The sequence below is a fragment of the Pseudomonas sp. 3A(2025) genome (assembly GCF_054589175.1).
On record NZ_BAAILM010000022.1, the window covers coordinates 138187 to 163355 of the forward strand.

The 25169-nt window shown below is 58.5% G+C and carries 26 protein-coding genes and 2 pseudogenes; 12 read left to right on the forward strand and 16 right to left on the reverse strand.

Annotated features, from left to right (window positions below):
• The 4 genes and pseudogenes from ACYP2A_RS08800 to ACYP2A_RS08815 all read left to right on the forward strand — a co-directional run.
• Positions 1 to 256: pseudogene (locus ACYP2A_RS08800) on the forward strand (acyl-CoA dehydrogenase); the annotation flags it as partial.
• Complete coding sequence (locus ACYP2A_RS08805; protein ID WP_459744465.1) at positions 253 to 1023, forward strand: PIG-L deacetylase family protein; 771 nt, start codon at positions 253 to 255, stop codon at positions 1021 to 1023. The pseudogene ACYP2A_RS08800 and the gene ACYP2A_RS08805, both read left to right, overlap by 4 nt.
• On the forward strand, positions 1020 to 1649 hold the full coding sequence (locus tag ACYP2A_RS08810) for a class I SAM-dependent methyltransferase (RefSeq protein WP_459744466.1): 630 nt from the start codon (positions 1020 to 1022) through the stop codon (positions 1647 to 1649). Before ACYP2A_RS08805 ends, ACYP2A_RS08810 begins: the two co-directional genes overlap by 4 nt.
• On the forward strand, positions 1618 to 2271 hold the full coding sequence (locus tag ACYP2A_RS08815; protein WP_459744468.1) for a glycosyltransferase family 2 protein: 654 nt from the start codon (positions 1618 to 1620) through the stop codon (positions 2269 to 2271). Before ACYP2A_RS08810 ends, ACYP2A_RS08815 begins: the two co-directional genes overlap by 32 nt.
• Positions 2272 to 2494: 223 nt before the next feature.
• On the opposite strand, the gene ACYP2A_RS08820 is transcribed toward ACYP2A_RS08815, so the two are convergent.
• The 6 genes from ACYP2A_RS08820 to ACYP2A_RS08845 form a co-directional block, all read right to left on the reverse strand.
• Positions 2495 to 3541, reverse strand: coding sequence for an alpha/beta hydrolase family protein (locus ACYP2A_RS08820; RefSeq protein ID WP_459744470.1), 1047 nt, complete (start codon positions 3539 to 3541; stop codon positions 2495 to 2497).
• Between the two features lie 104 nt (positions 3542 to 3645).
• Positions 3646 to 4200 carry a cupin domain-containing protein gene (locus ACYP2A_RS08825; RefSeq protein WP_459744472.1) on the reverse strand — a complete coding sequence of 185 codons (555 nt, stop codon included), beginning with the start codon at positions 4198 to 4200 and terminating at the stop codon, positions 3646 to 3648.
• An 87-nt stretch (positions 4201 to 4287) separates the two neighbouring features.
• A complete protein-coding gene (gene treS / locus ACYP2A_RS08830; protein ID WP_459744473.1) occupies positions 4288 to 6351 on the reverse strand; it encodes a maltose alpha-D-glucosyltransferase in 2064 nt (687 codons plus the stop codon).
• A gap of 97 nt (positions 6352 to 6448) precedes the next feature.
• Positions 6449 to 7042 (reverse strand): LysR substrate-binding domain-containing protein, encoded by a 594-nt coding sequence (locus ACYP2A_RS08835; protein ID WP_459744622.1) that lies wholly within the window; start codon positions 7040 to 7042, stop codon positions 6449 to 6451.
• A 35-nt stretch (positions 7043 to 7077) separates the two neighbouring features.
• Entirely contained in the window at positions 7078 to 7338 is a 261-nt protein-coding gene (locus ACYP2A_RS08840) for a LysR family transcriptional regulator (RefSeq protein WP_459744474.1), read from the reverse strand.
• Positions 7339 to 7603: 265 nt separating this feature from the next.
• Positions 7604 to 8209 (reverse strand): DJ-1/PfpI family protein, encoded by a 606-nt coding sequence (locus ACYP2A_RS08845; RefSeq protein WP_459744475.1) that lies wholly within the window; start codon positions 8207 to 8209, stop codon positions 7604 to 7606.
• Positions 8210 to 8320: 111 nt separating this feature from the next.
• Here ACYP2A_RS08845 and ftrA point away from each other — a divergent pair, with 111 nt between their 5' ends.
• Positions 8321 to 9274 carry a transcriptional regulator FtrA gene (gene ftrA / locus ACYP2A_RS08850; RefSeq protein ID WP_459744476.1) on the forward strand — a complete coding sequence of 318 codons (954 nt, stop codon included), beginning with the start codon at positions 8321 to 8323 and terminating at the stop codon, positions 9272 to 9274.
• Complete coding sequence (locus ACYP2A_RS08855; protein ID WP_459744477.1) at positions 9271 to 9507, forward strand: hypothetical protein; 237 nt, start codon at positions 9271 to 9273, stop codon at positions 9505 to 9507. The genes ftrA and ACYP2A_RS08855 overlap by 4 nt, the downstream gene beginning before the upstream one ends.
• An 82-nt stretch (positions 9508 to 9589) precedes the next feature.
• Here the strand turns inward: ACYP2A_RS08855 and ACYP2A_RS08860 are convergent, their stop codons facing one another.
• Positions 9590 to 10084 carry a DoxX family protein gene (locus ACYP2A_RS08860; RefSeq protein ID WP_459744479.1) on the reverse strand — a complete coding sequence of 165 codons (495 nt, stop codon included), beginning with the start codon at positions 10082 to 10084 and terminating at the stop codon, positions 9590 to 9592.
• Positions 10085 to 10180: 96 nt separating this feature from the next.
• Between ACYP2A_RS08860 and ACYP2A_RS08865 the strand changes: the two genes are divergently transcribed.
• A complete protein-coding gene (locus tag ACYP2A_RS08865; RefSeq protein ID WP_459744480.1) occupies positions 10181 to 10561 on the forward strand; it encodes a winged helix-turn-helix transcriptional regulator in 381 nt (126 codons plus the stop codon).
• Positions 10562 to 10591: 30 nt separating this feature from the next.
• Here ACYP2A_RS08865 and ACYP2A_RS08870 read toward each other — a convergent pair whose 3' ends face one another.
• A complete protein-coding gene (locus ACYP2A_RS08870; protein ID WP_459744481.1) occupies positions 10592 to 11521 on the reverse strand; it encodes a LysR family transcriptional regulator in 930 nt (309 codons plus the stop codon).
• A 230-nt stretch (positions 11522 to 11751) separates the two neighbouring features.
• On the opposite strand from ACYP2A_RS08870, the gene ACYP2A_RS08875 reads away from it, so the two are divergent.
• Both ACYP2A_RS08875 and cuyB read left to right on the forward strand, forming a co-directional pair.
• Complete coding sequence (locus tag ACYP2A_RS08875) at positions 11752 to 13038, forward strand: dicarboxylate/amino acid:cation symporter (protein ID WP_459744483.1); 1287 nt, start codon at positions 11752 to 11754, stop codon at positions 13036 to 13038.
• Between the two features lie 10 nt (positions 13039 to 13048).
• Positions 13049 to 14539 carry a cysteate racemase gene (gene cuyB / locus ACYP2A_RS08880; protein ID WP_459744484.1) on the forward strand — a complete coding sequence of 497 codons (1491 nt, stop codon included), beginning with the start codon at positions 13049 to 13051 and terminating at the stop codon, positions 14537 to 14539.
• A gap of 169 nt (positions 14540 to 14708) precedes the next feature.
• Here the strand turns inward: cuyB and ACYP2A_RS08885 are convergent, their stop codons facing one another.
• From ACYP2A_RS08885 to ACYP2A_RS08900, 4 genes are all read right to left on the reverse strand, one after another.
• A complete protein-coding gene (locus ACYP2A_RS08885) occupies positions 14709 to 15860 on the reverse strand; it encodes a lysozyme inhibitor LprI family protein (protein WP_459744485.1) in 1152 nt (383 codons plus the stop codon).
• Positions 15861 to 15885: 25 nt separating this feature from the next.
• Positions 15886 to 16845, reverse strand: a complete 960-nt coding sequence (locus ACYP2A_RS08890; RefSeq protein ID WP_459744486.1) for a hypothetical protein — start codon at positions 16843 to 16845, stop codon at positions 15886 to 15888.
• A 247-nt stretch (positions 16846 to 17092) separates the two neighbouring features.
• Complete coding sequence (locus ACYP2A_RS08895; RefSeq protein WP_459744488.1) at positions 17093 to 17866, reverse strand: carboxymuconolactone decarboxylase family protein; 774 nt, start codon at positions 17864 to 17866, stop codon at positions 17093 to 17095.
• The gene (locus ACYP2A_RS08900) at positions 17844 to 18341 is read right to left on the reverse strand and encodes a (R)-mandelonitrile lyase (RefSeq protein ID WP_459744490.1); all 498 of its coding nucleotides are present in this window, start codon (positions 18339 to 18341) and stop codon (positions 17844 to 17846) included. The genes ACYP2A_RS08895 and ACYP2A_RS08900 overlap by 23 nt, the downstream gene beginning before the upstream one ends.
• A 107-nt stretch (positions 18342 to 18448) precedes the next feature.
• On the opposite strand from ACYP2A_RS08900, the pseudogene ACYP2A_RS08905 reads away from it, so the two are divergent.
• The 3 genes and pseudogenes from ACYP2A_RS08905 to ACYP2A_RS08915 form a co-directional block, all read left to right on the forward strand.
• A pseudogene (locus ACYP2A_RS08905) lies at positions 18449 to 18613 on the forward strand (substrate-binding domain-containing protein); the annotation flags it as partial.
• A gap of 121 nt (positions 18614 to 18734) precedes the next feature.
• Positions 18735 to 19955, forward strand: a complete 1221-nt coding sequence (locus tag ACYP2A_RS08910; protein ID WP_459744491.1) for an MFS transporter — start codon at positions 18735 to 18737, stop codon at positions 19953 to 19955.
• 12 nt (positions 19956 to 19967) lie between these two features.
• Positions 19968 to 20741 (forward strand): AraC family transcriptional regulator, encoded by a 774-nt coding sequence (locus ACYP2A_RS08915; protein ID WP_459744492.1) that lies wholly within the window; start codon positions 19968 to 19970, stop codon positions 20739 to 20741.
• Here ACYP2A_RS08915 and ACYP2A_RS08920 read toward each other — a convergent pair.
• From ACYP2A_RS08920 to ACYP2A_RS08935, 4 genes are all read right to left on the reverse strand, one after another.
• A complete protein-coding gene (locus tag ACYP2A_RS08920) occupies positions 20734 to 21615 on the reverse strand; it encodes a DMT family transporter (protein ID WP_459744493.1) in 882 nt (293 codons plus the stop codon). The genes ACYP2A_RS08915 and ACYP2A_RS08920 overlap by 8 nt on opposite strands.
• Positions 21616 to 21708: 93 nt before the next feature.
• Positions 21709 to 23034, reverse strand: a complete 1326-nt coding sequence (locus ACYP2A_RS08925; RefSeq protein ID WP_459744495.1) for an NAD(P)/FAD-dependent oxidoreductase — start codon at positions 23032 to 23034, stop codon at positions 21709 to 21711.
• Between the two features lie 19 nt (positions 23035 to 23053).
• Positions 23054 to 23947 carry a dihydrodipicolinate synthase family protein gene (locus tag ACYP2A_RS08930; RefSeq protein WP_459744497.1) on the reverse strand — a complete coding sequence of 298 codons (894 nt, stop codon included), beginning with the start codon at positions 23945 to 23947 and terminating at the stop codon, positions 23054 to 23056.
• 100 nt (positions 23948 to 24047) lie between these two features.
• The gene (locus tag ACYP2A_RS08935) at positions 24048 to 25025 is read right to left on the reverse strand and encodes a LysR family transcriptional regulator (RefSeq protein ID WP_459744498.1); all 978 of its coding nucleotides are present in this window, start codon (positions 25023 to 25025) and stop codon (positions 24048 to 24050) included.
• Between the last annotated feature and the right edge of the window lie 144 nt (positions 25026 to 25169).

The following is a 25169-nucleotide window of genomic DNA, read 5'->3' on the forward strand; positions in this document are numbered from 1 at the left end:
ACTCGACGAACAACCGGCAGCGGACGCCGAACAGCTGGCGCGGCGCTGCCGGGCCAGCGTCGAGGCCTGCGTCGAAGAGGTGATCAAACATGTTGGCCGTGCCCTGGGCGCTGGCCCTTATTGCAAGGACGCAGGTTTTGCCCGGCTGATGGCCGACTTACCGGTTTTTTTACGCCAGAGCCACGCCGAGCGTGACCTGGCGAGTCTCGGCCAACTGGCCGTGAAGCAGGCCCCCCCACAGGCGTGGAGCTTATGAACGAAGGCTTTGTCGTCAGTGATGACGCCGACGGGCGCGGTACCTCGCTCAGCGCCTGGCAGGCATCGCTCAGGCTGGCTTCGGTGCCCGCCATCAGTGCTGATCTGCTGGTGCCGCCCGAATGTCGCGCGGTCATTGTTGCCCCGCACCCCGATGACGAAGTGCTCGGCTGCGGCGGCCTGATGAGCCAACTCCATCAGTTGCAGCGCGACCTGCTGCTGATTTCCGTCACCAATGGCACCGCCAGCCACCCAGGCTCTGCGCTGTGGCCCGTGCCGCGACTGGCCGCAGCCCGCCCGCAGGAAAGCGCCGATGCCTTACAGCGCCTCGGCTTGCCTGCCGACCTGCCCTGGCTGCGCGGTGCGTTTCAGGATGGCGCGGTGGCCGAGCGCGAAGCTGACCTGCAAGCCTTTCTGCTCAACCATCTGCTGCCCACCGACGTAGTATTCGGCACCTGGCACGGCGACGGGCACAGCGACCACGAAGCGGTGGGCCGTGCGTGCGCCAATGCCTGTGCCACAGTCGGTGCGCAGTTGATCGAAATACCGATCTGGGCCTGGCACTGGGCAACCCCGGAAGATGACCGCCTGCCGTGGGAACGTGCGCGCAAGCTGCTGCTCGACCCGGCATCGCTGGCACGCAAACGTGATGCCGTGCAGGCATTTGCCAGCCAGTTGCAAGGCGACCCCGGCATCGGTCTGGCACCGGTGCTGCCCGTGTGGGCGCAAGAGCGCCTGTTGCAACCTTTCGAACTGGTGTTTCTATGAGCAGCGTGGCCGACGACTATTTCGATGAGCTGTTTCAGGACACCGACGACCCTTGGGCGTTTCGCGAGCGCTGGTACGAACGACGCAAGCGCGCGCTGACCCTGGCCGCCCTGCCCCGCGAGCGCTACCAGTCTATTTTCGAACCCGGCTGCGCCAATGGCGAACTGAGTGCCGAACTGGCCGAACGCTGCGACCGGTTTCTAGGCTGCGACACTTCAAGCCGCGCGGTCACCCTGGCGCGGGAGCGACTGCGCAGTTTCGAGCATGCCACGGTGATGCAGGGCCGCCTGCCTGACGACTGGCCCGACGGCCCCTTCGACCTGATCGTGTTCAGTGAACTGGGTTACTACCTGGATGAGCAGGATCTGCAGCGTTTGCTTCTGCGGGCGCTGGCGTCTCTGAGCAACGATGGGCAACTGCTGGCCTGCCATTGGCGCCCGTCCATCGCTGGCTGCCCGCTGGATGCCGAGCGGGTGCACAAAATACTTGCCGAACAATTACCCTTGCAGAGGATCTGCACGCACCGAGAGCCGGACTTTCTGCTGGAAGTATTCAGTCGGGACGGCGTTTCAGTAGCGCAACAGGAGTTTGACGATGATCGGCGTGCTCATTCCGGTTCACAATGAAGAACAATTACTGGACCTGTGCCTGGCGACCATTCAGCTCGCAGCGGTGCATCCCGGCCTCAACGGCGAGCCGGTGCGCATTCTGGTCGCCCTTGACAGCTGCACCGATCGCTCGGCAACCATCGCCCGCCAGCGTGGCGTCATGACGCTGGAATTGAACGCGCGCAACGTCGGCCAGGCCCGCGCTGCCGGCGCCCTGGCACTGATGAACGAAGGTGCACGCTGGATAGCCTGTACCGACGGCGACAGCACGGTGGCCGAGGACTGGCTGTACGAACAACTGCTGCTGGACGCCGACGCGGTGTGCGGCACGGTGACGCCGGGCGGCTGGTGCGAGGGTTACTCGGCGGCCGCCCGGGCTGAATATATGCGCCTTTACCAGCAGCGCGACGATCACCGGCATATTCACGGTGCAAATCTTGGTTTCAGTGTTCAGGCGTATCAACAGGCTGGCGGGTTTCCCGCACTGGCCTGCCATGAAGATGTGCATCTGGTGCGCCAACTGGAAATGATCGGTGCCCGCATCGCCTGGAGCTGCCGCCCCAAAGTCGTCACCAGCGCCCGCCTCGACCCGCGTGCGCAAGGCGGCTTTGGTGATTATTTGCGTTCACTGGAGATGTAACCCCCTCCCCACATACCGCCCCCACCCGTAGAGTAATACCGATCAGTTAAGGACAACACGCAACTGTAGGAGGCAGCTCTGCTGGCGATTGAGCGCGAAGCGTTCACAGAAATTTCTGAAACGCTGACATTTTACGACTGCTAGCGCAGCCGTTCGTCGGTATGCCGCCCAGGCTGAAGCCGCTCCTACGGAGGTCGCGTAGATAACAACGGGACTCGTATGGTTACTGATGATGCGCCGTCTGCATCCCTGAGCGTTCGCTTTCCGGGGTGCCCAGCGCGTCACTGAAGAAGCGCCCGGCTTCGGCGCTGAGGGTGCGGTGGATGTCTTCGCGGTCGACGCCCTCGGCGTCGTTGCACAAAATCGGCATGGTCGCGCGTTGCTCGGCGCTGCACGGTGCCATGAACACAAAATGCCCGGCACCGGCCAACAGTTTGTAATCGGGAGCCTGCGGCAGTTTGCGCGCCAGCGCTTCGGCGTTCTTGTCCAGGTCGAGCAAACGGTCATCGTCGCCGGCATACATCAATACCGGCACATGCACGTCGCTCAGGGTCTGGCGGCCGAACATCAACGTCAACGGTGCCATTAACAGCAAGGCGCCTACGCGCGGGTCGGATTCGGCGTGCAGGTCATCGCGGTCGACCAGCAGATGCCCCTGAGTCTTGCAGGCGTCCTGGTCGTCAGGGCGCTCGATGCAGTATTGGCGCAGCCGCTTGGGATCGGGTTGCGCCCCGGCCAGGATCAGCGCAGTCTCGCCGCCGGCCGAATAGCCGATGACGCCGACCTGGCTGGCGCTGAGGTAAGGCGCCAGCAATGGTTCTTGCAGGGCAGCGGTGATCGCAGCGCTGATTTGCAGGGGCCGGCCATACAGATTGCTCAGGCTACCCAGGCGGCTATGGTCACGGTCGTTATCGCCGGGGTGTACCACCGCGACCACCACAAACCCCTGACGCGCCAGTGCAGTGGCCAGGTCGTGCATCGCCAGCGGCGTGCCGGTATTGCCGTGCGACAGCAACAGCAGCGGGAAACGCCCCATGGCCACCGGCGCATCGGCGCTGGCCTCGACGTTATAGCCGCGCAGCCGGTTGACGTGTTCGGCGGCGGTGGACGGATAAAAGGCGATGGCGCGCATGGCCTGGCCGTCAAGGGGGTCTGCAAAGCTCAGTTCATGAAAACCTGCGCTCCACTGCGATTGGGTATCTGCCTGGGCCTGCACCGAAACGAGACCGCCGAGCAGACACATCAGCATCACTGCACCTAGACGCAACATGACTCTTTCCCCTTCATCCTGCCCATACAGCCTGAGACCCTGCTCACGGTTGATCGTGCACAAGGCGGGCCAGATTTAATTCTTGCATCGATAAAGTGGAGAGGTCAGAAATTGGCCGGCGTGTTGGCACTGATGATTTCAGCTTCATCCTGGCCAATATTGCGAAAGCGATGCGCCAGGGTGGTGGGGAAATAGTAGCCGTCACCAGGCCCGAGGATATTGACCTGACCGTCGATGGTCAGCTCGATGGTGCCGCGGGTGACCATGCCGCACTCTTCGCCCTCGGCGTGCACGATGGGCTCGTCGCCGGAGCTGGCACCGGGCGCATACAGCTCGCGCAAGAAACGCATCTGCCGGCTGGGCAACGTTGCCCCGACCAGCAGCAGGCGCAGGCCATCGCGGCCCAGATCGGGCTGGTCGCCGGCACGAAACACATGCTGTTCGTGACTGCGGCCGGGCGGCTGATCGAAGGTGAAAAAGTCCGCCAGGCTCATGGGGATGCCTTCAAGCAGTTTTTTCAGGGAACTGACGGAGGGACTAACGCGGTTCTGCTCGATCAAGGAGATGGTGGCGTTGGTCACACCGCTGCGTCTGGCAAGCTCGCGCTGTGAGAGTTTGTGGCTTTCGCGAACCAGCTTGAGTCGAGTGCCCGTGTCCATAACCGCCTTGTGTGAACAGTGTTTGAAAGGTAAAACACGGCCAGATACTGGCCGTGTGCCTATGAAGGGCGCGTATTAAAGCATGCATCACACCAGATTACTTACCACCCGCAACGCCAGACCTTCATAAGCGTCCAGATTGATGGTGAATTCGCCTTGATCGGTCAGATCGCCCTCTACCCGCTCGTTGATAATGTCGACCACCGGCCCCGGAATGATATCGGCCGGTAAATGCAGGGTTTCGGTGATCGGCTGGTTGCTGAAGTTCAGTGCAGTAATCTGCGTGCCTTTGGCGGCGGGCAACTCGTGGACCATGATCAACAGCCCCGGATGCTCGACATCAGGAATCAGGATCTGCCGGCTGGCAGCGATGTCGTAAGCGCGACGCACGGCCAGAATTTTCTTGAGCTGCGAAGCGAACGAATCTGGTCGCTGCAATTGCTCGTTGAGGCTGCCATACAGGCTGCGTGCACGCGGCATGCCCCCGGACGACACCTCGACGGTCGGGTCGGAGTCCACCAGGTCATAGGCACCGCGATGAATCCAGCGCGTGTCGCCGTCCTGCATCAAATGCTGCACCTGATCGGCCGGCAGCGGCAAGGCGCCGACCAGATCCCAGCCCGACAAGGCAAACACCCCAGGCTGCATGGCGTTGAACATCACCAGCAGCAAGTGAATGTGCTGAATCTGGCGGATGTCGTCCTCGGTAATGGTGTCGAGGTCACGAATGCCCAGCGCGGCAGTGATAATGCTGGCCGTGGTGCACGACACGCCGTTGGTGACGAACTTCAGGTTGTACGGCGCATGCTCACCGGCCAGGCGCTCGTACATTTCTTCACGAATGTGCTCGCGCAGGATATTGCCGGGGAAGGTCTGGCCCTGGTAGTGATAGGTGTCATGCGCATGCAGGGTCCAGAAATGCACCAGTTCCAGGGTCAATTCATCATGGTTCTGCAAGGCATGAATCAACGACGCCGGGTCGATGCCAAAGGCATGCACTTGACGCAGCATCAGGCGAAGAAATTCGGTGCTGCCGGTCAGCAGCGCGTGCTGATAGGCCGGCCGGGTAATGAAGTCGTAAGACAGGTCGGCGCCGCCATGTGACATCGCGGCGATGTCGTCAATGGTCAGGTTCAATTCCTGAAAGCTGAAACCGCCCGCTTTGCGAATCGCCCCGCCGATCAACTGGTTGCCGGTGATCGACAGCGGATGGCTTTCCGACCAGGCACCGCCTTCGACCTTGCGCTCGACGCCGAGAAAACCGTTGGCATCCAGGCGCAGCACCCGAGCGCCCATCACGTCGATGGCGTGCAGCGCGTCGCCGATGATCATTTGTTGCGCGGCAAAGCTTGGGTCCAGCCAGTTCAGCGACGGCTGGCCTTCCTTGAAGTAATGCAAGTACACCCAGCGTCGTGGCTTGCCGTCCACGCCGACCACAATGTCAGTGGCGCTCCAGTCGGTTTCCTTGACGCCGGGTTCAAAAAAAATCACCCGCTGCAACTGGCCGACGATGTAGTGCTTGTCGCGCAACTGGTCGACGATGTCGGGCAACAGGTTGACCGCATCGCGGCCTTCGGGCACCGCCGGCAACAGCGGCCAGTCTTCCTCACGAATCTCGACCATATGGTAAAGGCCGGGGTAATCCTCGTAGGCCATCTCGGCCAGGCGGAAATCCGCACCTTTGCCGGTGTGCGACGGAATCACATCGTCGATCACCACCGCGTTGTGCGCGGCGGCGATACGGCTGAGGTTGAGCAAATGGGTTTCGCTGCCCAGATCCGGGTCGATGCCAAAGCTGATCCGGTCGAAATTACCGTCGATGCTGGGTGTGCGGTTGTAACCCTGCAGGCCGCCAGAAAGCTTCAGCGGCCCGTTATGAATGCCTTGCACGCCAATTTCCGAGAGTGCACGCCACAGTTCTTCATCGCCCAAGGCTTCGAGCACCGAGCCGCCCTCACGGGTGATGATCGACGCAGGATAGGCGGTGAACCACACCGAGGCGATGGCGGTGGCATCCCGCGGCCGGGCCTGGGCAAACGGGCGCTGCCACAGCCGCCCTTGTCCACCATAGGTTTTGGCGCGTTGCCGTGCGGCATTGAGCATCGATTGCTCGACCAGCCAGCTCACATATTGCTTGTCCGGTGTCGTCATAAGTCCATTCACCCGCTTGAAGTGGTACGACGCAGGAGCGTGGCTCCCGGAAATTTTTACCTACTGCGTATGAGCCCCTCGTCGGGCAATCGTTGCATTAAAGTTGGTTGCGATCCTGTTGCAACGGCCGTGCGGCCTGAAACGCCGGGGCTTTTTTCAGCGCATCGATCACCACAGCGGCAGCGTTGGAGAGCAACGATGCAGGACGCGCCACAACGCTGATACGTCGGCTGACCGGCACCGGCAGGGTCAGGTATTCAAGCCCCGGATTAGGTCGGGGCAGCAAGGCGCTGGGCAACACCGTCAGGCAATGGCCCTTGATGACCAGGTCGAGCAGCGTGTCCAGGCAGCTTAGTTCGCCACGATGGCTCAGGCGAAACTGCGCGGCAGCCAGTTGACTGTGCAGGCGGTCCAGCCCCGGATGCCGCCAGGCCACATAACGCACGGTCTGCGCCAGCTCGACCAGGTTTGAGGTAGTGTTCTTGAGATGGCGGGCAATCACTAACACATAGTGGTCGCACCAGCGATGGTGTTCGATATGGTGCTCGTCGAGCACGGTGCTGGGCAGAATCAGAATATCGGCTGCTTCGCGGTGCAGGGGGTCCAGGTTGGGATGCTGGTCGTTGCTGTGCAACACACTCAACTGGATATCGGGGTAATGACGGGCGAGATAATCAAGCGAAGGCCCCAGGTTGGTTTCCTGGACATGGGTACTGTAATGAATGGCTACAGTGCCACTGACTCCATTTTTTTTAGTTGTTCCAGCGTCGCCAGCATGTTGCTCAGGGTCTGGTTGATGATCTTGCCTTCGGGGGTCAGTGTGCACCCGGTGCGGCTGCGGATGAACAAGCGCTTGTCGAAGTAATCTTCAACCTCCTTGATGGCATAGCTGATGTTCGACTGGCTGCACCCCAGAATGGCGGCGGCCTCGGAAAACGAACCATGCTGGGCGACGGTTTGAACGATCTTGAAGAAGTGGGTTTTCATCTTTCCTTGACTCTGACATGGCAATGGGACGCAGGCCTGTGATCAGGCAGGTCGTAGTGGCGAATGCGTCTTGCCCTGCTCCCTGGGTTCAGGGATGCAAATATGGCAACAGATCAAGGACGATGCACACGAATGTGTGCACCGGATACACCGTTGACCTGGCCTTGTGTGTCGGGCGCAACGGTTAAAACGCCCCGCAGAACTCGGGGCAAAGCAGGGTCGGGTCTGGCACTACTTCCATGTAAAGGCTACTGCGAACGGTCCGTCAGTCGTTCTCGGTCCAGTCGAAATCCATCTGCAACGCTGTACGCTCGGCCAGCGCCCGATCGTGCAGACGCTCGACCAGGTGCAGGCTCATGTCGATGCCGGCAGAAATGCCCGCCGAGGTCACGAAAGCGCCCTCATCCACCCAGCGCAGGGTGCTGAGCACATCGATGGACGGGAACATTTCTTTCAGGTCAGCGATGTCTTCCCAGTGCGTGGTCACCTGGCGACCGGTCAGCTTGCCGGTCTTGGCCAGCAGGAAAGCGCCGGTGCAGACGGCTGCCACGACACGGCTGGGCACTGATTGTTCGTTGATCCACTCGATGACGTCGGGCTTTTCCATCTCGGCGGTGATCACGCCACCCGGCACGATCAGGCAATCCAGATGCGGATGATCGTGGATTGAGTAATCCGGGTCGACTTTCAGGCCTGCACGGGCACGAACCGGTGCAGTGGTGCGACCGATGGTGAAGACGTTGAACAGCGCCCGGTCATCACGGCTGTTGCGCCCGTGCATACGGGTGGCCGTGGTAAAGACTTCGTAAGGCCCTGCGAAGTCCAGGACTTCGACGTCGTCAAACACATAGATGCCGATATTGAGTGACATATGAAACGGGCTCCGAATAATTGATTTCACCTCAGTGACAAGACCAAGGTTACGCAGTAGCATCAGGGCCAACCACTGTCGGTAATGCCAATATCCGGTCACATCCCGCCAATGAAAAATCATCTCGTCGTCGCGCTTATCTACAACCAGCTGTGCACCTTCGAATTCGGCTGCACCGTCGAGGTCTTCGCCCTCAAACGCCCGGAACTGGGCGTGCCCTGGTATGAATTCGCCACCTACGCCGTCGACGAAGGCCCGATCACCGCGGCCGGCGGCATCACCATCACCCCCACCGCAGGCGAGGTGCTGCTCGAAAGCGCCGACACCATCATCGTGCCCGGCTGGCGCGGCGTCGAAGCCGAAGTGCCACCACGCCTGATCGAACAACTGCAAGCCGCCCATGCCCGCGGCGCGCGCATCTGCTCGATCTGCACCGGCGCCTTCGTGCTCGCCGCCGCCGGTCTGCTCGACGGCCACAAGGTCACCACCCACTGGCGCTTCACCGACCTGCTGGCCAGCATGTACCCGGAGTTGAGCATTCAGCCCAACGAGCTGTATGTCGACGAAGAAAGCATCGTTACCGCCGCCGGCTCCGCAGCCGGCCTGGACATGATGCTTCACCTGGTGCGCAAGGATCATGGCTCACGCGTTGCCAACATGGTCGCGCAACGCATGGTCATCCCGCCGCACCGCGAAGGCGGCCAGTCGCAATACGCCACACGGCAACTGGTGAGCACCAGCGACGCACCGATATCCAACCTGATGGACTGGATTCGCAGCGATTTGCAACGGCCACTGACCATCAAGGAAATGGCCGATCGCGCAGCCGTGAGCACGCGCACCTTGCACCGCAGTTTCATGGAGTGTACGGGGCTGACGCCGTATGACTGGTTACTCGGCGAGCGGGTAGCGTATGCCAAGGAACTGCTGGAGTCTTCGCGGGTACGCTTGAGCGAGGTGGTGGAAAAGGCCGGGTTTGGCTCGGAGGAGTCGTTCAGGCGGCATTTTCGCAATCTGGTGGGGGTGAGTCCGATGAGTTATCGCAAGCAGTTTGCGCGGGCTTGACCAACAAACAGGGTCAGTTGAGAACAATCGAATGCATGCGCAAAGATCATTTCAACGTCCGGAAGAACATTCATCCGAGCGCAAAAATCCAGTATTTCTTGCGTTTGAGCGGTACCAGCCATGGCCTGACCAGCGACACGGCGACGACCCAACAGCAACGGCAGGCTATTCAACTCATCAATCGGGCCGATCTGACCTACGACGCACAATTTTCATTGCAGCCTCGTAGCTAGAGGACACGAAGTTCTCAGCGCCAAGCACCTTGGCGTCTGCTTCTTTCTTAGCCGAGCGACTCTGTTCCGGGTCGGAAACATCTCAGACTACTCCGAGGGCAGTATCACCCGCTGCCTGGATCTCGGCGACCACACCGGCAACATTCTCAGCCGTCCTTGACACGACCGCGACCGGCGCCAGTATTGAGTGGGCCGCTGCTACCTGCAAGTAAGGTGACTGCACGTCACGAGCGGCGTTTTGGGTGAGGAAAGAAGTGACCAACAACACGAGGCAGATAGCCGCAGGTAAGGCTCCGCCAGGTTTTCGAGCGTTGATATGTGCAAACGCTGAGAGCAGCAGGTGATAGAGCATGCCGGCGTAGGCAAGGTCGCTAAGCGAAACGTTGATGCGTAGAAGGATGGCAGCTACCGCCAGGATCTTTACCGCAATGAGCAGCGGCATCAGATTGGCGGGGTAACCGAGATCGGCGAGCGCTTCACGAACCCATTCCCTTTTGACCAGATACAGGGTCGCCGAAGCCAGGTACAACAACGACAGCAGTGTTGTGCTGATCCAGTACATGCAGATTTCAATCATGAGACTTTTCCTAAGCAGATATCAATGCGTCGACTTAGGTCAAAGATGTCGCCTAATATGAACCTCCACAAGTAGGATGAAAAAGTGGTGCTTAGTATGGAAAGCCAGACTATTGATGAACAGCAGATCAACATGCATGAGGAAATGCGCCGTGCATTTGCGCTCCTCTCAGGCAAATGGAAGCTGGAAATCATGTGGTTGTTGAACCAACGAATCTACCGCTTTGGTGAGCTTCGCAAGGCAATCCATGGCATCACCCAGCACATGCTGACGGCGCAACTCCGTGAACTTGAAAATGATGGCCTGGTGTCGCGAACAGTCTTCGCGGAAGTCCCGCCGCGTGTTGAATATGAGATGACGGAAAAGGCCCGTGCGCTTGGGCCAACAATGGAGGCACTCGCTTTGTGGTGGAGTGAGTACGGAAAAAGCGTGCCAGCAAAGCCAAGCTTACGTGGTCGTAAACCTAAAGCAGGATGACGCTGTAGGCGAAAGGAATGGGAGCCTGGATCAGAAGGTCGCCGTGCTCTGGAGATCCCGGGAGGCCCCTTCGAGGGTTTTCCATAAGCTACGCATCGTAGGATTCTCATTGGTTAACGAGCAGTAAGATCGTATCTCTAGTCGCGTGCTCCATTCATCACCACCGGCTTTCACCAACTGACCTCGTTGGAGTTCGTCGATGACTGCGCTTTGTGGCAACCATGCCACGCCGTATCCCTCTATAGCCATTCGCATCAATAGCATCGCCATGTCTGCTTCATAGCAGCGCTCCAGCACACTTACACATGGCCCATTTTTGATGACGATATCCGCAACGCGCCCCAAGAAAGTGGTAGCCGTATAGGCTAGGTGTGGAACAACTTTAGTTGAGGTACCGGGCAAGCGGTACAACGGCTGCCCTTTCTTGTCAGGTGCACACAATGGAATGAAGGCGTCATGTCCCAACGTAAGGCTACCGAATTTAGCCGGGTCTAGAAGTATGGGCGCCAGAGGATGATGATAGACGATCATTAAATCGCACCCCCCCTCCTCCAGGGCGATGACGGCGTCATGAATATTGGCGGCGACGACTCGAGCATTAAATTGTTCGTTATGCTGCTGAAATTGAGTTAGCCACTTCGGCAAGAATGTCATCGACAAGCTATGGCCGGCAGTTACCTGAATAGAGCGCCCAGGCATTCGCTCCACCTCCCGCAGACTTGAGCGAAGCCTCAATAGCCCCTCCAGTGCCTCACGGCCCTCTTCACAAAATGTGCGACCTGCCGGCGTCAGTTGGACGGGATAGGTGCCACGATCCACTAACTCAGCACCTACCCATTCTTCTAATGACTTTATACGTCTCGACAAAGCCGACTGGGTCACACATCGAACCTCGGCAGCCCGTGAAAAATTCTTCCACTCCGCGACCGCCAGAAGATCGTCCAGCCATTTGATTTGCATACTGACACCTCATGTCCCAAGCGAGCAGTTTACTGCCCCGCAGCCTACATGAAGCAGCGATTTCGAAAACTATTCCAAAAGCGCATGGGCCTATCGGGATTACTCATCATGACCTTACAAGACCTACCTTAGAATCAAAAACGTGGAAGTGAAGCCGAAGAGCTTCGACCGAATGACACTTGTCTCCTGCCAAGTAAAAAAAGCCAAAAAAATCACTTGAGGATAGCTCCGTGAAGAAAAATAAACTTCCACGTCGGATCGCAATTGGCATCGCCTCAGGCGTGCTTGTCGGTTGGGCGTGCCACCACTTCGCAGGGAGCGAACAAAGCGCCAAAGAGATCGCTTCCCACTTCTCGATGGTCACCGATATATTTCTACGCATGATCAAGATGATCATCGCGCCTCTCGTATTCGCCACCTTGGTGGGCGGCATAGCCAGCATGGGAAACTCCCGCTCTGTTGGACGTATCGGCCTGCGAGCGATGGTCTGGTTCGTCACCGCCTCGGTGATCTCGCTGGCAATCGGCATGGGCTTGGTGAACCTTTTCCAACCTGGCGCAGGACTGAACATGGAGGTTGTCCAGCATGCGGCAACTCCCGTGGTGAGCACCGGAGACTTCAGCCTCAAGGTTTTCATCAGTCACGTGTTTCCACGCAGCATCGCTGAGGCAATGGCCAACAACGAAATCCTGCAAATCGTGGTGTTCTCGTTGTTCTTCGGGTTCGCCTTGGCGGGTGTGAAGCGCGCCGGTTACACGACAATTGTCGATGGCATCGAAGAACTGGCCAAAGTCATGTTCAAGGTCACGGACTTCGTCATGGCCTTCGCACCCATTGGCGTTTTCGCAGCTATCGCATCGGCTATTACCACTCAAGGTCTCGGCCTGGTTGTTGATTACGGCAAGCTGATTGCCGAGTTCTACCTGGGCATTGTGATTCTGTGGTGTGTGTTGTTCGGTGCGGGTTACCTGTTCTTGGGACGCTCAGTATTTACCTTGGGCAAGCTCATTCGCGAACCTGTTCTGTTGGCGTTTTCCACGGCCAGCAGCGAGTCTGCCTATCCGAAAACCATGGAGGCACTTGAGAAATTTGGCGCGCCGAAACGCGTATCCAGCTTCGTTCTGCCGCTGGGCTACTCATTCAACCTCGATGGTTCAATGATGTATCAAGCGTTTGCCATCGTGTTTATTGCCCAAGCCTACAACGTTGAACTGAGCTTCACACAGCAACTACTCATCCTGCTGACGCTGATGATCACTAGCAAGGGAATGGCAGGTGTAGCGCGTGCATCAGTGGTTGTAGTGGCTGCAACGTTACCCATGTTCAACCTTCCCGAAGCGGGCATTTTACTGATCCTTGGCATTGACCAATTTCTCGACATGGCCAGGACTGCCACCAACGTGGTTGGCAACAGCATTGCGACGGCAGTGGTTGCTAAATCAGAACCACACGAAGAGGCTGAGGGCGAGCCCGCACATGCATCTGTACGCCCTACTCAAACTATAGCCCGCGCTTGAGAGCATAGAAATGAAAGGTAAATCGAAGCCGTTCAGTAAGTCGTCGTTTGCACGCAAACTCGGTATCGTCGGCGGACTTGGATCACTGGCCGGCGGTGACCTTTTCTACAAACTTGTGAAGTCACGAGCGGTATTGGAAGACCAAGGTCGCTATCACTTTCTGTTTGAGCAACACCCCTTCAAGGACGTCCTGATGCCACTGGATCGGGGCGCCAACATGACATCCAGAAAGTTCTACGTGTTCCAGGTTTGCCAGACGTTCGAGGCCAGCGACGTCAGTGCAGTGTTACTGCCTTGTTTCGCCAGCCACACATTTCGAGAGGAGATTCAGGAAGAGATAGGCATACCTGTTCTGGATATGATGACGGCATTGCGCAAGCACATCGATCATATCGCTGAACCTGCTACTACGTTGGGTATCATCGCCTCTGACTACGTACGGCACTCCGGGTTGTTCGAGCGCTATTTTGGCACCGACTTCAAGCTGGTCTATCCCCGTGACACCGAGCAGTCTGGATTAATGGACGCCATGTATGGGGTCAACGGCATCAAAGATGGACACCTTGATGGTGTGCCAGTGGAGTGCGTGTATCAGGCATGCCTCTCACTTCAGGATCAGGGTGCCACGATTATTCTGCCCGGCATGACTGAGCTCTCATTGGTCTGCGGTGATCTTCAAAGACGTGGCCTGGCTGTCCTGGATATCAACGAGATTTATGCGACTTTTGCCACGTTGGAAAAAGGCCAGTCAACCCGCCCGCCATTCAAGCTTGGGATAGTGGGTGGAGTTGGGCCGGCGGCAACGGTCGACTTCATGGGTAAGGTCGTGGCGCACACACCTGCAGGCCGTGACCAAGAGCACATCAAAATGGTGGTAGAACAAAACCCCCAGATCCCTGATCGCACAGCCAACCTGCTGAATGACGAAACTGATCCAACGATGGCGATGTATGCAACGTGCAAACGACTGGAAAGCGCTGGTGCCAATGCCATAGCGATTCCGTGCAACACGGCCCATGCGTTTGTTGAGCGCATCCAGACACACCTTCGCGTCCCCATCGTGAACATGCTTACTGAGACGGTGGAGGCAATCGTGCAACGGTATGGCGCTGGCAAAACCGTAGGGCTGCTTGCGACATCCGGCACAATAAAAAGTCAGGTGTATCACGAGGCAGCGCTACGGGCAGGACTTCAAATCATCATCCCAGGCGCGGACTACCAGACGCTGGTGATGGAATCGATCTATGGAGATCGCGGAATCAAGGCAGGTTTCATAGATGGCATCTGCAAAGATCAGTTACTAACCGCTGCAGAGCACCTGTGTGCACGGGGTGCGGATGTACTCATTCTAGGGTGCACAGAGCTCCCATTGGTGCTTGAGCATAGCGAATCCTACGTCATCAAAAAACATGAGGTGGCACTGGTCGATCCGACAACCATTCTGGCGCTGAAGTGTGTCGAACTCGCAGGATTCAACTCGGGCAAGGCACCTACTCACTGACCCGATGATACACGCATCATGCCACTGAGCTATTTCAAGTCGTCATATCATAAGAATTATCAGCATACTTGCCGTGCTTGACCAAAACAGCAACCGATGCGGTCAAAGTGGTGGGTGTGCTGGATGAGATCAATGCATCCTTTGCATAAAATACTGCACTGTCCTGCTATCAATCCGGAGCGATAGCCATCGTCAGCAGGAAATCTTCCAGGTATAGAATTGCCTCCCGACCGTTGATTTCGATAGGCATAACACTTCTGATCCGGCCTTCCTGATCCGCATGCACAACCCTCACCAGCGTTTTGGTGATCAGGTCAGCACGCCAGACATCGCCCGGCCCATTGAGAAAATAAACCACCGGGCGCTGCTTGCTCCAGGTGGGGTTGTAGATAGACCAATCCGTTCCCGGCTCGTTGGGCGGGATGATAATTTCCGTCTTGTTTGCCCCGACATGAAAAGCCCCTAACTGGCTGTAACTATTGTCTCGCGTAAACAGCAACACAGCCTTTTGATGCTCAAGCGTGTTCGAAACTTGTTGAAACAACCGGCTGCTTTCTTGCGGCGGCGTGTTCGAACCCAACCGGTAGGCCATGCTTTTCAGCTCATTGCGGCCAACCCGCTGGCGATAGTAGAAGGTGCCGTCCAGCACGCCCGCAAATCGCTTGCCTTCTTCATTGCCTCCCAGATCATCAGCGCTTTCGAGGCACACATCCTGCGCAATTTCCTTGAAGAAAGGTGGCGTCGAAGAGCTTTTATCAACGTACTCATAAAGCTTGCCCCGATCACAAAACAAGGTGTGATCGAAGCTGCCCTCGAACGCGATCACGTGCAGTATTCCTGAGACCTTAGACACCGCAACAATATGGCGCTGCGCATTGGTGTTGCTGCCCGGCAGGCCCGCCAGTGACCAGTTCTGCCACAGGTTTTGACCCTGAACATAGGTTTTACCGGTCGGCAGAACCGTCAGATCTTTTTCATCGACCGGCGTGAAATCAGGCCTGGCCGTCAGAAAGCCGACCTGCTCGGCATAGGCTTCTTCCAGGCACTGTGTCGATTCACACTCATCCCGAACGGTGGTGAGCCAGTCACTTTCGATAAGCTGAAAAGAGCGCCTGTTTTTCAACGGTTTGAATGCGGCCGCCAACTGCTCGTCTCGTTTAGAAAGCGAGGGCGTCTCACAGATCATCTGTTCTATGTCTGTCGACGCTTTATTGCAGTCAAAGCTGGCGGCCTGGACGCATGAGTTCACCGCACCGAGCACAGCAATGCCTGCCGATAGCAAGACCGTGGGCACAGCAAGAACAACTGACTTTAAACGCATGATCGTCCTGATAACGTTGTTTTGATCAAGCGACCGGTACAGGGTCGCTGTGAAGCTCTTCATGGAACTGAAAGTAATCGCGCCACGCCTGGGGGGCGTTGCGTTGATCCAGAAAGTCCTGTCTGGCCGGTGCTTCGAGTGAATCCCAGAATGGCTGAAAATGAGTGTCCCACCACGCTTGCAGGCTGCCTTGCATATTGCCCAGCCCTTCAGGATCAAAATCGGGAAACACTGCCCACGGCGCAGGCGGCGTGATGTGCAGCTCACGCACGGCCTGTATCCACGCGGCACTGTTGCTGACCATGATCACCACGCGCCCATCAAACTCGTCGTACTCACGCCATGACAGAACATGCCCCGGTGCGTTAGTCAGCGTGACGAACCGCTCGGTTCGCGCCACCTCGGTGATGAACCCCTGGCTTTCGATCAACCGATGCAGCCGATGCAGACTGTCGACGCACGGCATGAATGCCATCTGGTAAGCACCGAGGCCCACTGAATCCAGAGACCGCACCCACGGGTAGCCGTCGTCAAGCACGGGCATGCGCAGAGGAAAATGCTCGGCGATGTCTTTCAATTCTTGCGCAAGCCCCGAAGTGTTCCGGGCGGCGATTTTACGTCTGTACCAGAAGCCCAGCCCGGCACTGGCGAGTATGGCTGCCAGTGTGAACGTGCCTTGAGCAAGGCCATAAAACAGCGCGCGCAATGGGTGATCCGGTAATAACCATAACGGAATCAACAGCACCCATGCCGCCCACAGAATCAGTTTTGCCTTGGTGAACGGAATCAGCGCCAGCACCAGGTTGATCGCGATAAACAGTTCAAACAGAAACTGGCTGGCCAGGCGGATGCTCACACCTCGGGAACTCAGACCGCCATTGATCGAGCCATACAAGTGCGCCACGAAGTCATTGAGCAAGACATAACCCACACAGAAAAGCGCGTGGATCACTACGCAGCAGATACCACGTGCCCACCACTTCATGGCAGGCACCAGGGGCGCACATCCCGCTTGTCGATACCTTCGCACTGGTTAGCCTTCGGGATGAAATTCTGCCTGTCCATAAGCAATATCAGCGCGTTGGAAAACACGGACGTGACCACGCCAGCGATGACCGGCAGAAGTGCTGCCAGTAGAAGAAACCCTGTTCGTTTAATCAAGTAGCGCCCAAAAGCGCTGATGGTACGGCGTCAGGGCGGATGCAGGAAGCGATATCAGAGCGGCATCGAGCTCATTGCGCCAGCGATGTGGCCGCAACGGCAGCACTGACACGCTGCCCGGTTTCACTATTGACCCGCTCAGTCAACACCTGCGCTGCCTGACGCAACTGAGCGACGCTAAGGCCCACGTTCCTGCTAATACGAATGTGCGATTGCAGTTGCGACTCCACGCCTGCAAGCGCAGACAAAAAGCCAACGGTGGCCAGTTCGCGGCTTTGCCAATCAAGGTTGTCCCGCTCGAAAATATCGCCAAACAAATGCGTTTTTAAATACGTATCGATCGCTGGCGCAAACTCGAACAATGCACCTTCTACACGCTGACCTACCAACTTCGTCTGGTTCGCAGTGCCTGCCTCAAGCAATGCCGTCCCTGCAGGGATTTGCCGACCGGGTTCATGCCCAGGATCATCGTCGATACCACGCGCCTTGCGCGATTGCACGACCTCCATCAACTTGGCCAAGGCATTCAGGCTGCGCGGAAACCCGACGTAGGCATACGCCTGCACCAGCACTTCTTTGGCATCGCTCACTGCAAGTCCATCGTCCAGACCTTTATTCAGCACCTCTTCAAGTTTGGGCATATCACCCAGGGCTGCAAAAGCTGCAATCGGCAGGATTGCCTGCTGGCGCGTTGAAAGTGTCTCGGACATAACCTGTTCACCTTTTTTGCTGTTGGCTGGATTCGTGGCAGAGGCCGCCTGGCTTATTCCTGCGACAAGGCTTAGTACGCAGCCTGCGACCACAAGCCACGGTCGGCTGTGCTTAATGAGCGTGATATTGGTCATCGCTGACTTTCTCCAGCCATTCGACATTTTTTCCATCGGCCTGAACGCCGGTCACCGCCAGGTGCGTCATCGCTGTCCTGGGAGATGCGCCATGCCAATGCTTGACACCCGGCGGGCAGTACACGACATCGCCAGGACGGATTTCCTGAATCGGCTTGCCCCACTCCTGAGTAAGCCCGACACCGGAAACCACCGACAAACGCTGGCCAACCGGATGGGTGTGCCAGGCCGAGCGAGATCCGGGTTCAAATGTCACCAGCGCTCCGGACGCGTTGATGCCGTCCCCGGCAGGCCAGACCATGTCGATGCGCACGGAACCTGTGAACCAGGCCGCCGGCCCGACAATCGATGCCTCGCTTCCTGCACGAACGATTTGTTGCCCCGAATCGACTGTCTTTACCTCTGTGGTAGCGCTTGCCACACCGGCATAAAGCGCTGCAGCGCATAAGGCAACTTTTCCATAAAGCCCGGACATAAAGACACTCCTGTAAAACCGCCCCTGATAGTGATCGTCGTTACGGTAGGGGCTTATGTATTGGTTGATAAGGCTGCAAAACCGAAATGCACTCGTGAAACGGGCTCACCATTGCCCAGCCCGCCGAAGCCTTCGGGCAGCGGGCGGTCGAGATGCTGATCAACCTGATCGAGAAAAAACCGAACCCTGAGCAACACGTGATACTCCCTTTCGAGCTGACGATTCGTAAAAGCGCTGCGGCGCCGCAAGCACGACTGCCCGAAACGCGATAGTCGACGCCCATCCCTCGTGAGACAGGCATCCCGCACCTCATTACGCTGACCAGACCTTCACAGACCGCCTGCCCTGACCCGGCAGGCGGTCATGTCTTTGGCCTTTTGTGCAGTGTTTCTCATGACAATACAGACCGCTATTCCCGGCGCGCCCTCGCCTGCCACCCACACTCATCCGCCCCAAGGCTTCCTGTTGCCCGTGGTCGGCGCGGCCGCCTTCGCGCACTTGCTCAACGACCTGATCCAGGCCGTGCTGCCGTCCATTTACCCGATGCTGAAAAGCGATTTTTCCCTGAGCTTTGCGCAAATCGGCTGGATTGCGTTGATCTATCAGGTCACGGCCTCATTGCTGCAACCCTGGGTCGGGATGTACACCGACAAGCGTCCGCTGCCGTGGCTATTGCCCTCGGGCATGGTGATGACCCTGATTGGCGTGGCCTTGCTGGCGTTTGCCGGCAGCTACGAGATGCTACTGGTCGCGGCGGCAGTGGTCGGCGTGGGCTCGGCAACGTTTCACCCGGAGGCCTCACGGGTCGCGCGGCTGGCGTCGGGTGGACGTTTTGGCATGGCGCAGTCGACATTTCAGGTCGGCGGTAACACCGGCTCGGCGATCGGGCCGTTGCTGACCGCTGCGGTGGTGATTCCCTATGGGCAGTCGGCGATTGCCTGGTTCATGCTCGCCGCAGCGCTGGCAATCTGGGTACTGGTGCGCCTGGCCGGCTGGAACCTGCGCCATGGTCAGGCGACGCTCAAGCGCATGCCGCCCAGCCAGGCGTCGGGTCTGACCCGAAACCAGGTCATTCGCGCGATGGTGGTGATCTGCCTGTTGATGTTTGCCAAGTTCGTCTACATCGCCTCGTTCACCAATTACTTCACCTTCTACCTGATCGAGCGGTTTGACCTGAGCGTGCAGCAAAGCCAGCTGTATCTGTTCGTGTTTCTTGCCGCCGTGGCGCTGGGCACCTTTGTTGGCGGGCCGGTGGGTGACCGCATCGGGCGCAAGGCAGTGATCTGGGTATCGTTTCTGGGCGTGGCACCGTTTGCACTGGCCTTGCCCTACGCCAACCTGGCCTGGACCGCGGTGCTGGCGGTGGCCATCGGGCTGGTGATGTCATCGGCGTTTGCCGCCCTGGTGGTCTACGCCCAGGAAGCGGTGCCGGGCCGCGTCGGCATGGTCTCGGGCGTCATGTTCGGCCTGATGTTCGGCATCAGCGGCATCGGTGCGGCGGGCCTGGGTGAACTGGCCGATGTGCACGGGATTATCTGGGTCTATAAGCTGATTGCCTGGCTGCCGTTACTGGGGCTGGTCACGGCGCTGTTGCCCAAGACCCGGACAAGTTGAAATCAATACACCATGATCAGATCACTGCAAGAACACGTGGCTGAAATCGACGCCAGCGCCTGGATGCTGACCAGCAGCGCCACCGACTACCCCGAAAACTGGTTTATCGCGCCGCATAGCCATGAGAAGCACCAACTGATCTATGCCATCGAAGGCGTGATGGTCGTGCACTCGGCGGACTGCCAGTGGGTGGTGCCGCCCAGTCGCGGCATCTGGATGCCGTACGGGCAAGAGCACGCCGTGCGCTGTGTGGGCACGGTGAAGATGCGCAGCGTGTTCGTGCAGCCCGACTGTGTGCCGGGCTTGCCGACGCAGACCAAAGCCGTAAGTATCTCGGCCCTGCTCAGCGAGTTGATCAAGGCCTCGGTGGGCCTGGACATGAACGCACCAGAAGATTCTCGACCCGGCCGCATAATGCGCCTGATCCTCGATGAAATCGTCACCCTGCCGACCCTGCCGCTGGCCCTCAGGCAACCGCTGGATGCGCGCCTGAAAACCCTCTGCGCTGCCTTGCAGAATAACCCCGGCGACAACAGCACCTTGAGTGATTGGGCGCGGCATCTGCGGGTGGATGAAAAAACCATCCAGCGTTTGTTTCACAAGGACACCGGGATGACCTTTGGCCAATGGCGCCAGCAAGCCCGACTGCTGACCGCGCTGGAGCAGATTGCCTGTGGCGAGCGGATCATCGATGTGGCCTTGCACTTGGGTTATGAAAGTCCGAGTGCGTTTACCACCATGTTCAAGAAACAGTTTGGTGTGACGCCCAGTGGCTTTTTCAGGTAGCTCGGCTGGTTTTGAACGCCAGCATCCCACCGCCGACGACCATCAGCGAGCCGGCGACAATCCAGATATCCGGGACCTCGGCAAAAGCGAATATCCCGACCAGCGTGGCAAACACCAGCAGCGAGTAATTGAAGGGTTGCAGGGTCGAGGCTTCGGTGTATTTCAGCGCCTGGATGATCAGCAATTGGGCAGTCACGCCGCTGACCGACAGGACGGCGATGAACAACCATTGCCCGGCGTCAGGCTCTACCCAGTGGGTCACCCCAAAATACGTCGAGCCTACGGCACCGACCACGGCCATGTACAAGGTGTTGGTGGCAAACGAATCGGTACCGCTGATCTTGCGGCTCAGCACGTTGAACACCGCAAAGCACAGTGCCGCCAGCAATGGAATGATTGCGGCCATGTTGAACGCGGCCAGACCCGGCCGCAGGATCACCAGCGTGCCGGCAAAGCCGATGAAGGCCGCCAGCACCTGACGACTACTGATTTTCTCGCGCAAAAAGATCGCCGCCAGGGCAATCGCCAGTAACGGAAACACGGCGTACAACGCATGGGTTTCAGCGAGTCCCAGATAGCGCAGCGCCAAGGCAAACAGACCGATTTCGACCACCCCCAACAGGCCACGCAGCAGTTGCAGACCGGTATGGGTGCTGCGCGCCGCAAGGCGGACGCCGCCCTGGTGACGGGCCAGAACCACAGCGAAGACGACAAAGACCCAGTAGCGCATCATCACCAGTTGCGCGGCCGACAATTGCTGAATCAACGACTTGGTGATGCCGTCCTGGCAGGCGAAGACCAGCATGGACAACACGCACAGGCCAATGCCCAGCCGGGTACGCGATACGGGAGCCTGGGTGGAGGTGGTCAGCATGGGGTCATTCCGGTGAGGTGAAATCAGGTATACGCCATACTGGCACTCGGCATTTGTCTGGCGCAGACGGCAAACCAGCGCAAAAGCGACACGCTACTCCCGCCCTGCCCGCCACTCGCGCAAGCGCAGATTGGCCTTGGCACCGATGCTCAGAAACGGTTGCGGCGGCAGTGTCTTTGGCGCGTCGTAACTGGACATCAGCATGACCATCGATGAATCCAGCCCCACCACCGCTTCTGCCGCCGCGATGCCGGCCGCCGTGGATTTCGACGCACCCAGCCCGTTACAGGCGCAGGCCGCGAACAAACCCGGTTCGACTTCACCAAAGATCGGCACGCTGTTGACGGTCAGCGCCATCGGCCCACCCCAGCGGTACTGCATTTTCACATCGGGCAGATCGGGGAAGCGCGCCGCGAATTTGCTGTCGTGAATCTGCCCCGCGCTGCGAATGTGCCGCTCGTTGATCTCCAGCCCGGCGTGATAGGAATAGCGTGAGCGAATCAGCAAGCGGTCGCCCCGCTCACCACTGATACGCCGCACCGTGGTGCCCATCGGCAACGCCGGCGTAGCCGCCCAGTCACGCTGACCGCTCAGGCGCTTGGGGTCGAACGGCTCGCTGAGCGAGGCATAGGTGAACACATGCAGCAACTGCCCGCGAAACAGCCCGAAGCTCTGCGCATGGCCGTTGTTGGCGAGGATAATGCGCCCGGCGTTGACCGAGCCACTGGCGGTTTTCAGGTGCCAGGTGGCGCCGGTTTTCTCGAACAGGTGCACCGGGGTATTTTCATACAGGGTCACCGGGTCGCGCAGGCTGTCGGCGACGGCGCGGATATACGCCGCTGGCTGGACCATCACCGTGCCGGGCATATACAAGCCGCTGGTGTAGATCGCGCTGCCGGTGACATCGAGGATTTGCTGGCGGTCGAGAATCCGGTGGCTTTCACCCAGGCCATCAAGCTGACGAGCGTAGGTGCGAATGTGTGCGTCACCCTTGCCGCTGATCGCCACGCTATAACGACCGCAACGATCAAGCACCTCACGCCCCCAGCCGTACTCGTCGGCCATGTCGGTGGCCAGCTTGATGGCCGTGCGGTACAGGGTGATGTCGCGCCGGGCACGCTCGGTCGAAGAGTCACCGAAGTCTTCGGCGCTCACCTCATGGGGCAAGTCGATAATGAACCCGGAGTTACGCCCCGTAGCGCCCTCGCCGACCACGCCGGCCTCCAGCACCACGACACGCAGAGTCGGGTCGAGCTGCGACAAGCGGCGCGCAGCAGACAGCCCGGCAAAACCGGCACCGATGATCGCTACGTCCGCCGTAATCGCGCTAGTGAGCGGCCGGGTGGGTTGGCGCGGTGGCAGCATGGCCACCCACCCCGACATGCTGGTGTTTTTCGGAAACTTCGATGCCACGTACATGCTCTGCACTCCGTGGTCGTCAAGCCAGGCTGGATTCGTGGGCGGCCAGCGAACCGAGGGTCGCTTTCAAAATGGCGATTTTCTCGGCTGACAGGCGTGCCAGTGGCCGGCGCGGATGACCGGCGGCAAAACCGGTGATTTCAGCGCCGGCATACACCGACTGCACGTAATCGCCCTGCCAGATCAGCGACATGACCGGCTCCAGTTCACGCCAAAGGTCACGAGCACGATCCCATTGATGATCCAGCGCGGCATTGACGAACGACACGCAGGTGCGCGGTGCAATATTGGCCCCGCCCCAGATCAGGCCGGCAGCACCGGCGTACAGCGCATAAGGCACCAATGGGTCGGCGCCGTTCATGGTCGGCAGGCCGGTGCGAATCAGCGAGGCCTGGGCGGCCAGATCACCGCTGCTGTCCTTGACCGATACGAAGTTGGGGATCTCGCCCAGTTGCTTGAACAGCGACGGCGTCACTTCTACGCCCACTGCTTGCGGCACGTTGTAGCCAATGATCGGCAAACCGGCCTCGGAAACACTCGAATAGAAATCGATGATGCCTTGATCGTCGGTCGGGCCTTCGAAGAACGGCGGCAGCACCATGACGCCGTCGGCACCGTGGTCGGCAGCATGACGTGTGCGCTCGACCACTTCATCGACCAGTAATGCCGAAGTCTGGGCAATGACACGAGCGCGGCCATTGATGACTTTCGCGCCGAAAGCCACCAGTTCTTTGGACTCTTCTTTGCTCAGGTACACATGCATGCCCGTGCCGGAACTGAGGACAAAACCCTGTACGCCAGCAGCGATATAGGACTCGATCAATTGCTCGAAGCGTGGGTAATCGATCTTGCCCTGATAATCGAAGGGAGTCGTGATTGCCAGGTTGATACCGCAAAACTTGAATGCAGACATAATGAAATCTCTTGTTGTTCGCTCACAAAGTGTTGAAAGACTAGTGAGGAACACCCGGAGACTACAGCGACATTTCCGGCGATCAATTGATGATCTGGCGTTATATATCAACCGTCGGCAAGGGTATTTCAAACTGCGCGGCCAGCCAGTCACGTAACACGCAACAACTGTTGTCCGTGCTCTTGGCCTCATTGAAACTCAAGTAATGCAGGGTGTCGCGATGCACCAGTTGCTCTGGCACCGGACGCACCAGCAGGCCTTTTTCGATGTAAGACTTCACCAGATAATCCCAGCCCAGCGCTACGCCCTGATGCCCCAGGGCCAACTGGATCAGCAGGTTGTAATCGTTGGAACTGAAAAAGTGCGGGGCGTCACTGGGACGAGTCGCCAGGTCGATATTCTGGTAGGCGAACCAGACATTCCAGTCGACATGCTCGGCGATTTGCGAGCGGCCAAACGGGCTCAGGTTGAGCAAAGCGGCATCGCGAATACCTTGTAAATCAGACAGTTCAGGGTGTTGCGCCAGGTACTGTGGCGTGCACACCGGATAGATCACATCACAGACCAGTGGCTGGCTGTGATAGCCGTCCTGGGTCTTGGCCATCTTACAGATGATGATGTCCGGATTGACCCCGTTCTCCATGACCAGAAAGTTCTGGGTGGTGACCAGATTGATGTCGATCTGCGGGTAGGCTGCAAAGAACGCCGGCAGCCGCGGGCCAAGCCAGAAGTTGGCAAACGCCGACGAGCAACACAGAGTGACCACCCGCTTGGGCTTGTCAGTGCTGCGAATGCGTTCGGCGGCCTGGGCAATATTGGTAAACGACAACTGCACCGCATCGAAAAAGATCGAGCCGGCGGCCGTCAGCTCGACCGCGCGCCCGGCACGGCTGAACAGCTCGGCCCCCAGATGATCCTCCAGCTCGCGGATCTGCCGGCTGATCGCCGCCTGAGTCACGCACAAGGCTTCAGCCGCGCGGGTGAAATTCTGGTATTTGGCCGCCGCGACGAAGGCTTTTACCGCGCGCAGCGAGGGCATTTTGATCAATGCCTGATCAGGCTCAGTGTGTTTAACCATGATTTTATGTAATCAATTGACCGTAGAAAATATCGATTCTTATAGCGCAGGCCGCGCCCTAGACTGTCGGCAAGCAGCAGCGATCATGGCGTGAATATTCCGCGAAGGCTATCCCGATTACCGGGCACACAACAGGCTCGATCG

Excerpts from the sequence above, each read along its gene's own strand:
- ACYP2A_RS08845 (WP_459744475.1), bottom strand. The coding sequence starts at position 8,209 with ATGTCACTCAATATCGGCATCTATGTGTTTGACGACGTCGAAGTCCTG.
- ACYP2A_RS08915 (WP_459744492.1), top strand. The coding sequence starts at position 19,968 with ATGATCAGATCACTGCAAGAACACGTGGCTGAAATCGACGCCAGCGCC.
- ACYP2A_RS08895 (WP_459744488.1), bottom strand. The coding sequence starts at position 17,866 with ATGACCAATATCACGCTCATTAAGCACAGCCGACCGTGGCTTGTGGTC.
- ACYP2A_RS08930 (WP_459744497.1), bottom strand. The coding sequence starts at position 23,947 with ATGTCTGCATTCAAGTTTTGCGGTATCAACCTGGCAATCACGACTCCC.
- ACYP2A_RS08920 (WP_459744493.1), bottom strand. The coding sequence starts at position 21,615 with ATGCTGACCACCTCCACCCAGGCTCCCGTATCGCGTACCCGGCTGGGC.
- ACYP2A_RS08900 (WP_459744490.1), bottom strand. The coding sequence starts at position 18,341 with ATGTCCGGGCTTTATGGAAAAGTTGCCTTATGCGCTGCAGCGCTTTAT.
- treS (WP_459744473.1), bottom strand. The coding sequence starts at position 6,351 with ATGACGACACCGGACAAGCAATATGTGAGCTGGCTGGTCGAGCAATCG.
- ftrA (WP_459744476.1), top strand. The coding sequence starts at position 8,321 with ATGAAAAATCATCTCGTCGTCGCGCTTATCTACAACCAGCTGTGCACC.
- ACYP2A_RS08865 (WP_459744480.1), top strand. The coding sequence starts at position 10,181 with ATGGAAAGCCAGACTATTGATGAACAGCAGATCAACATGCATGAGGAA.
- ACYP2A_RS08840 (WP_459744474.1), bottom strand. The coding sequence starts at position 7,338 with ATGAAAACCCACTTCTTCAAGATCGTTCAAACCGTCGCCCAGCATGGT.
- cuyB (WP_459744484.1), top strand. The coding sequence starts at position 13,049 with ATGAAAGGTAAATCGAAGCCGTTCAGTAAGTCGTCGTTTGCACGCAAA.
- ACYP2A_RS08925 (WP_459744495.1), bottom strand. The coding sequence starts at position 23,034 with ATGTACGTGGCATCGAAGTTTCCGAAAAACACCAGCATGTCGGGGTGG.
- ACYP2A_RS08825 (WP_459744472.1), bottom strand. The coding sequence starts at position 4,200 with ATGGACACGGGCACTCGACTCAAGCTGGTTCGCGAAAGCCACAAACTC.
- ACYP2A_RS08870 (WP_459744481.1), bottom strand. The coding sequence starts at position 11,521 with ATGCAAATCAAATGGCTGGACGATCTTCTGGCGGTCGCGGAGTGGAAG.
- ACYP2A_RS08815 (WP_459744468.1), top strand. The coding sequence starts at position 1,618 with ATGATCGGCGTGCTCATTCCGGTTCACAATGAAGAACAATTACTGGAC.
- ACYP2A_RS08805 (WP_459744465.1), top strand. The coding sequence starts at position 253 with ATGAACGAAGGCTTTGTCGTCAGTGATGACGCCGACGGGCGCGGTACC.
- ACYP2A_RS08890 (WP_459744486.1), bottom strand. The coding sequence starts at position 16,845 with ATGAAGTGGTGGGCACGTGGTATCTGCTGCGTAGTGATCCACGCGCTT.
- ACYP2A_RS08910 (WP_459744491.1), top strand. The coding sequence starts at position 18,735 with ATGACAATACAGACCGCTATTCCCGGCGCGCCCTCGCCTGCCACCCAC.
- ACYP2A_RS08860 (WP_459744479.1), bottom strand. The coding sequence starts at position 10,084 with ATGATTGAAATCTGCATGTACTGGATCAGCACAACACTGCTGTCGTTG.
- ACYP2A_RS08935 (WP_459744498.1), bottom strand. The coding sequence starts at position 25,025 with ATGGTTAAACACACTGAGCCTGATCAGGCATTGATCAAAATGCCCTCG.
- ACYP2A_RS08885 (WP_459744485.1), bottom strand. The coding sequence starts at position 15,860 with ATGCGTTTAAAGTCAGTTGTTCTTGCTGTGCCCACGGTCTTGCTATCG.
- ACYP2A_RS08810 (WP_459744466.1), top strand. The coding sequence starts at position 1,020 with ATGAGCAGCGTGGCCGACGACTATTTCGATGAGCTGTTTCAGGACACC.
- ACYP2A_RS08820 (WP_459744470.1), bottom strand. The coding sequence starts at position 3,541 with ATGTTGCGTCTAGGTGCAGTGATGCTGATGTGTCTGCTCGGCGGTCTC.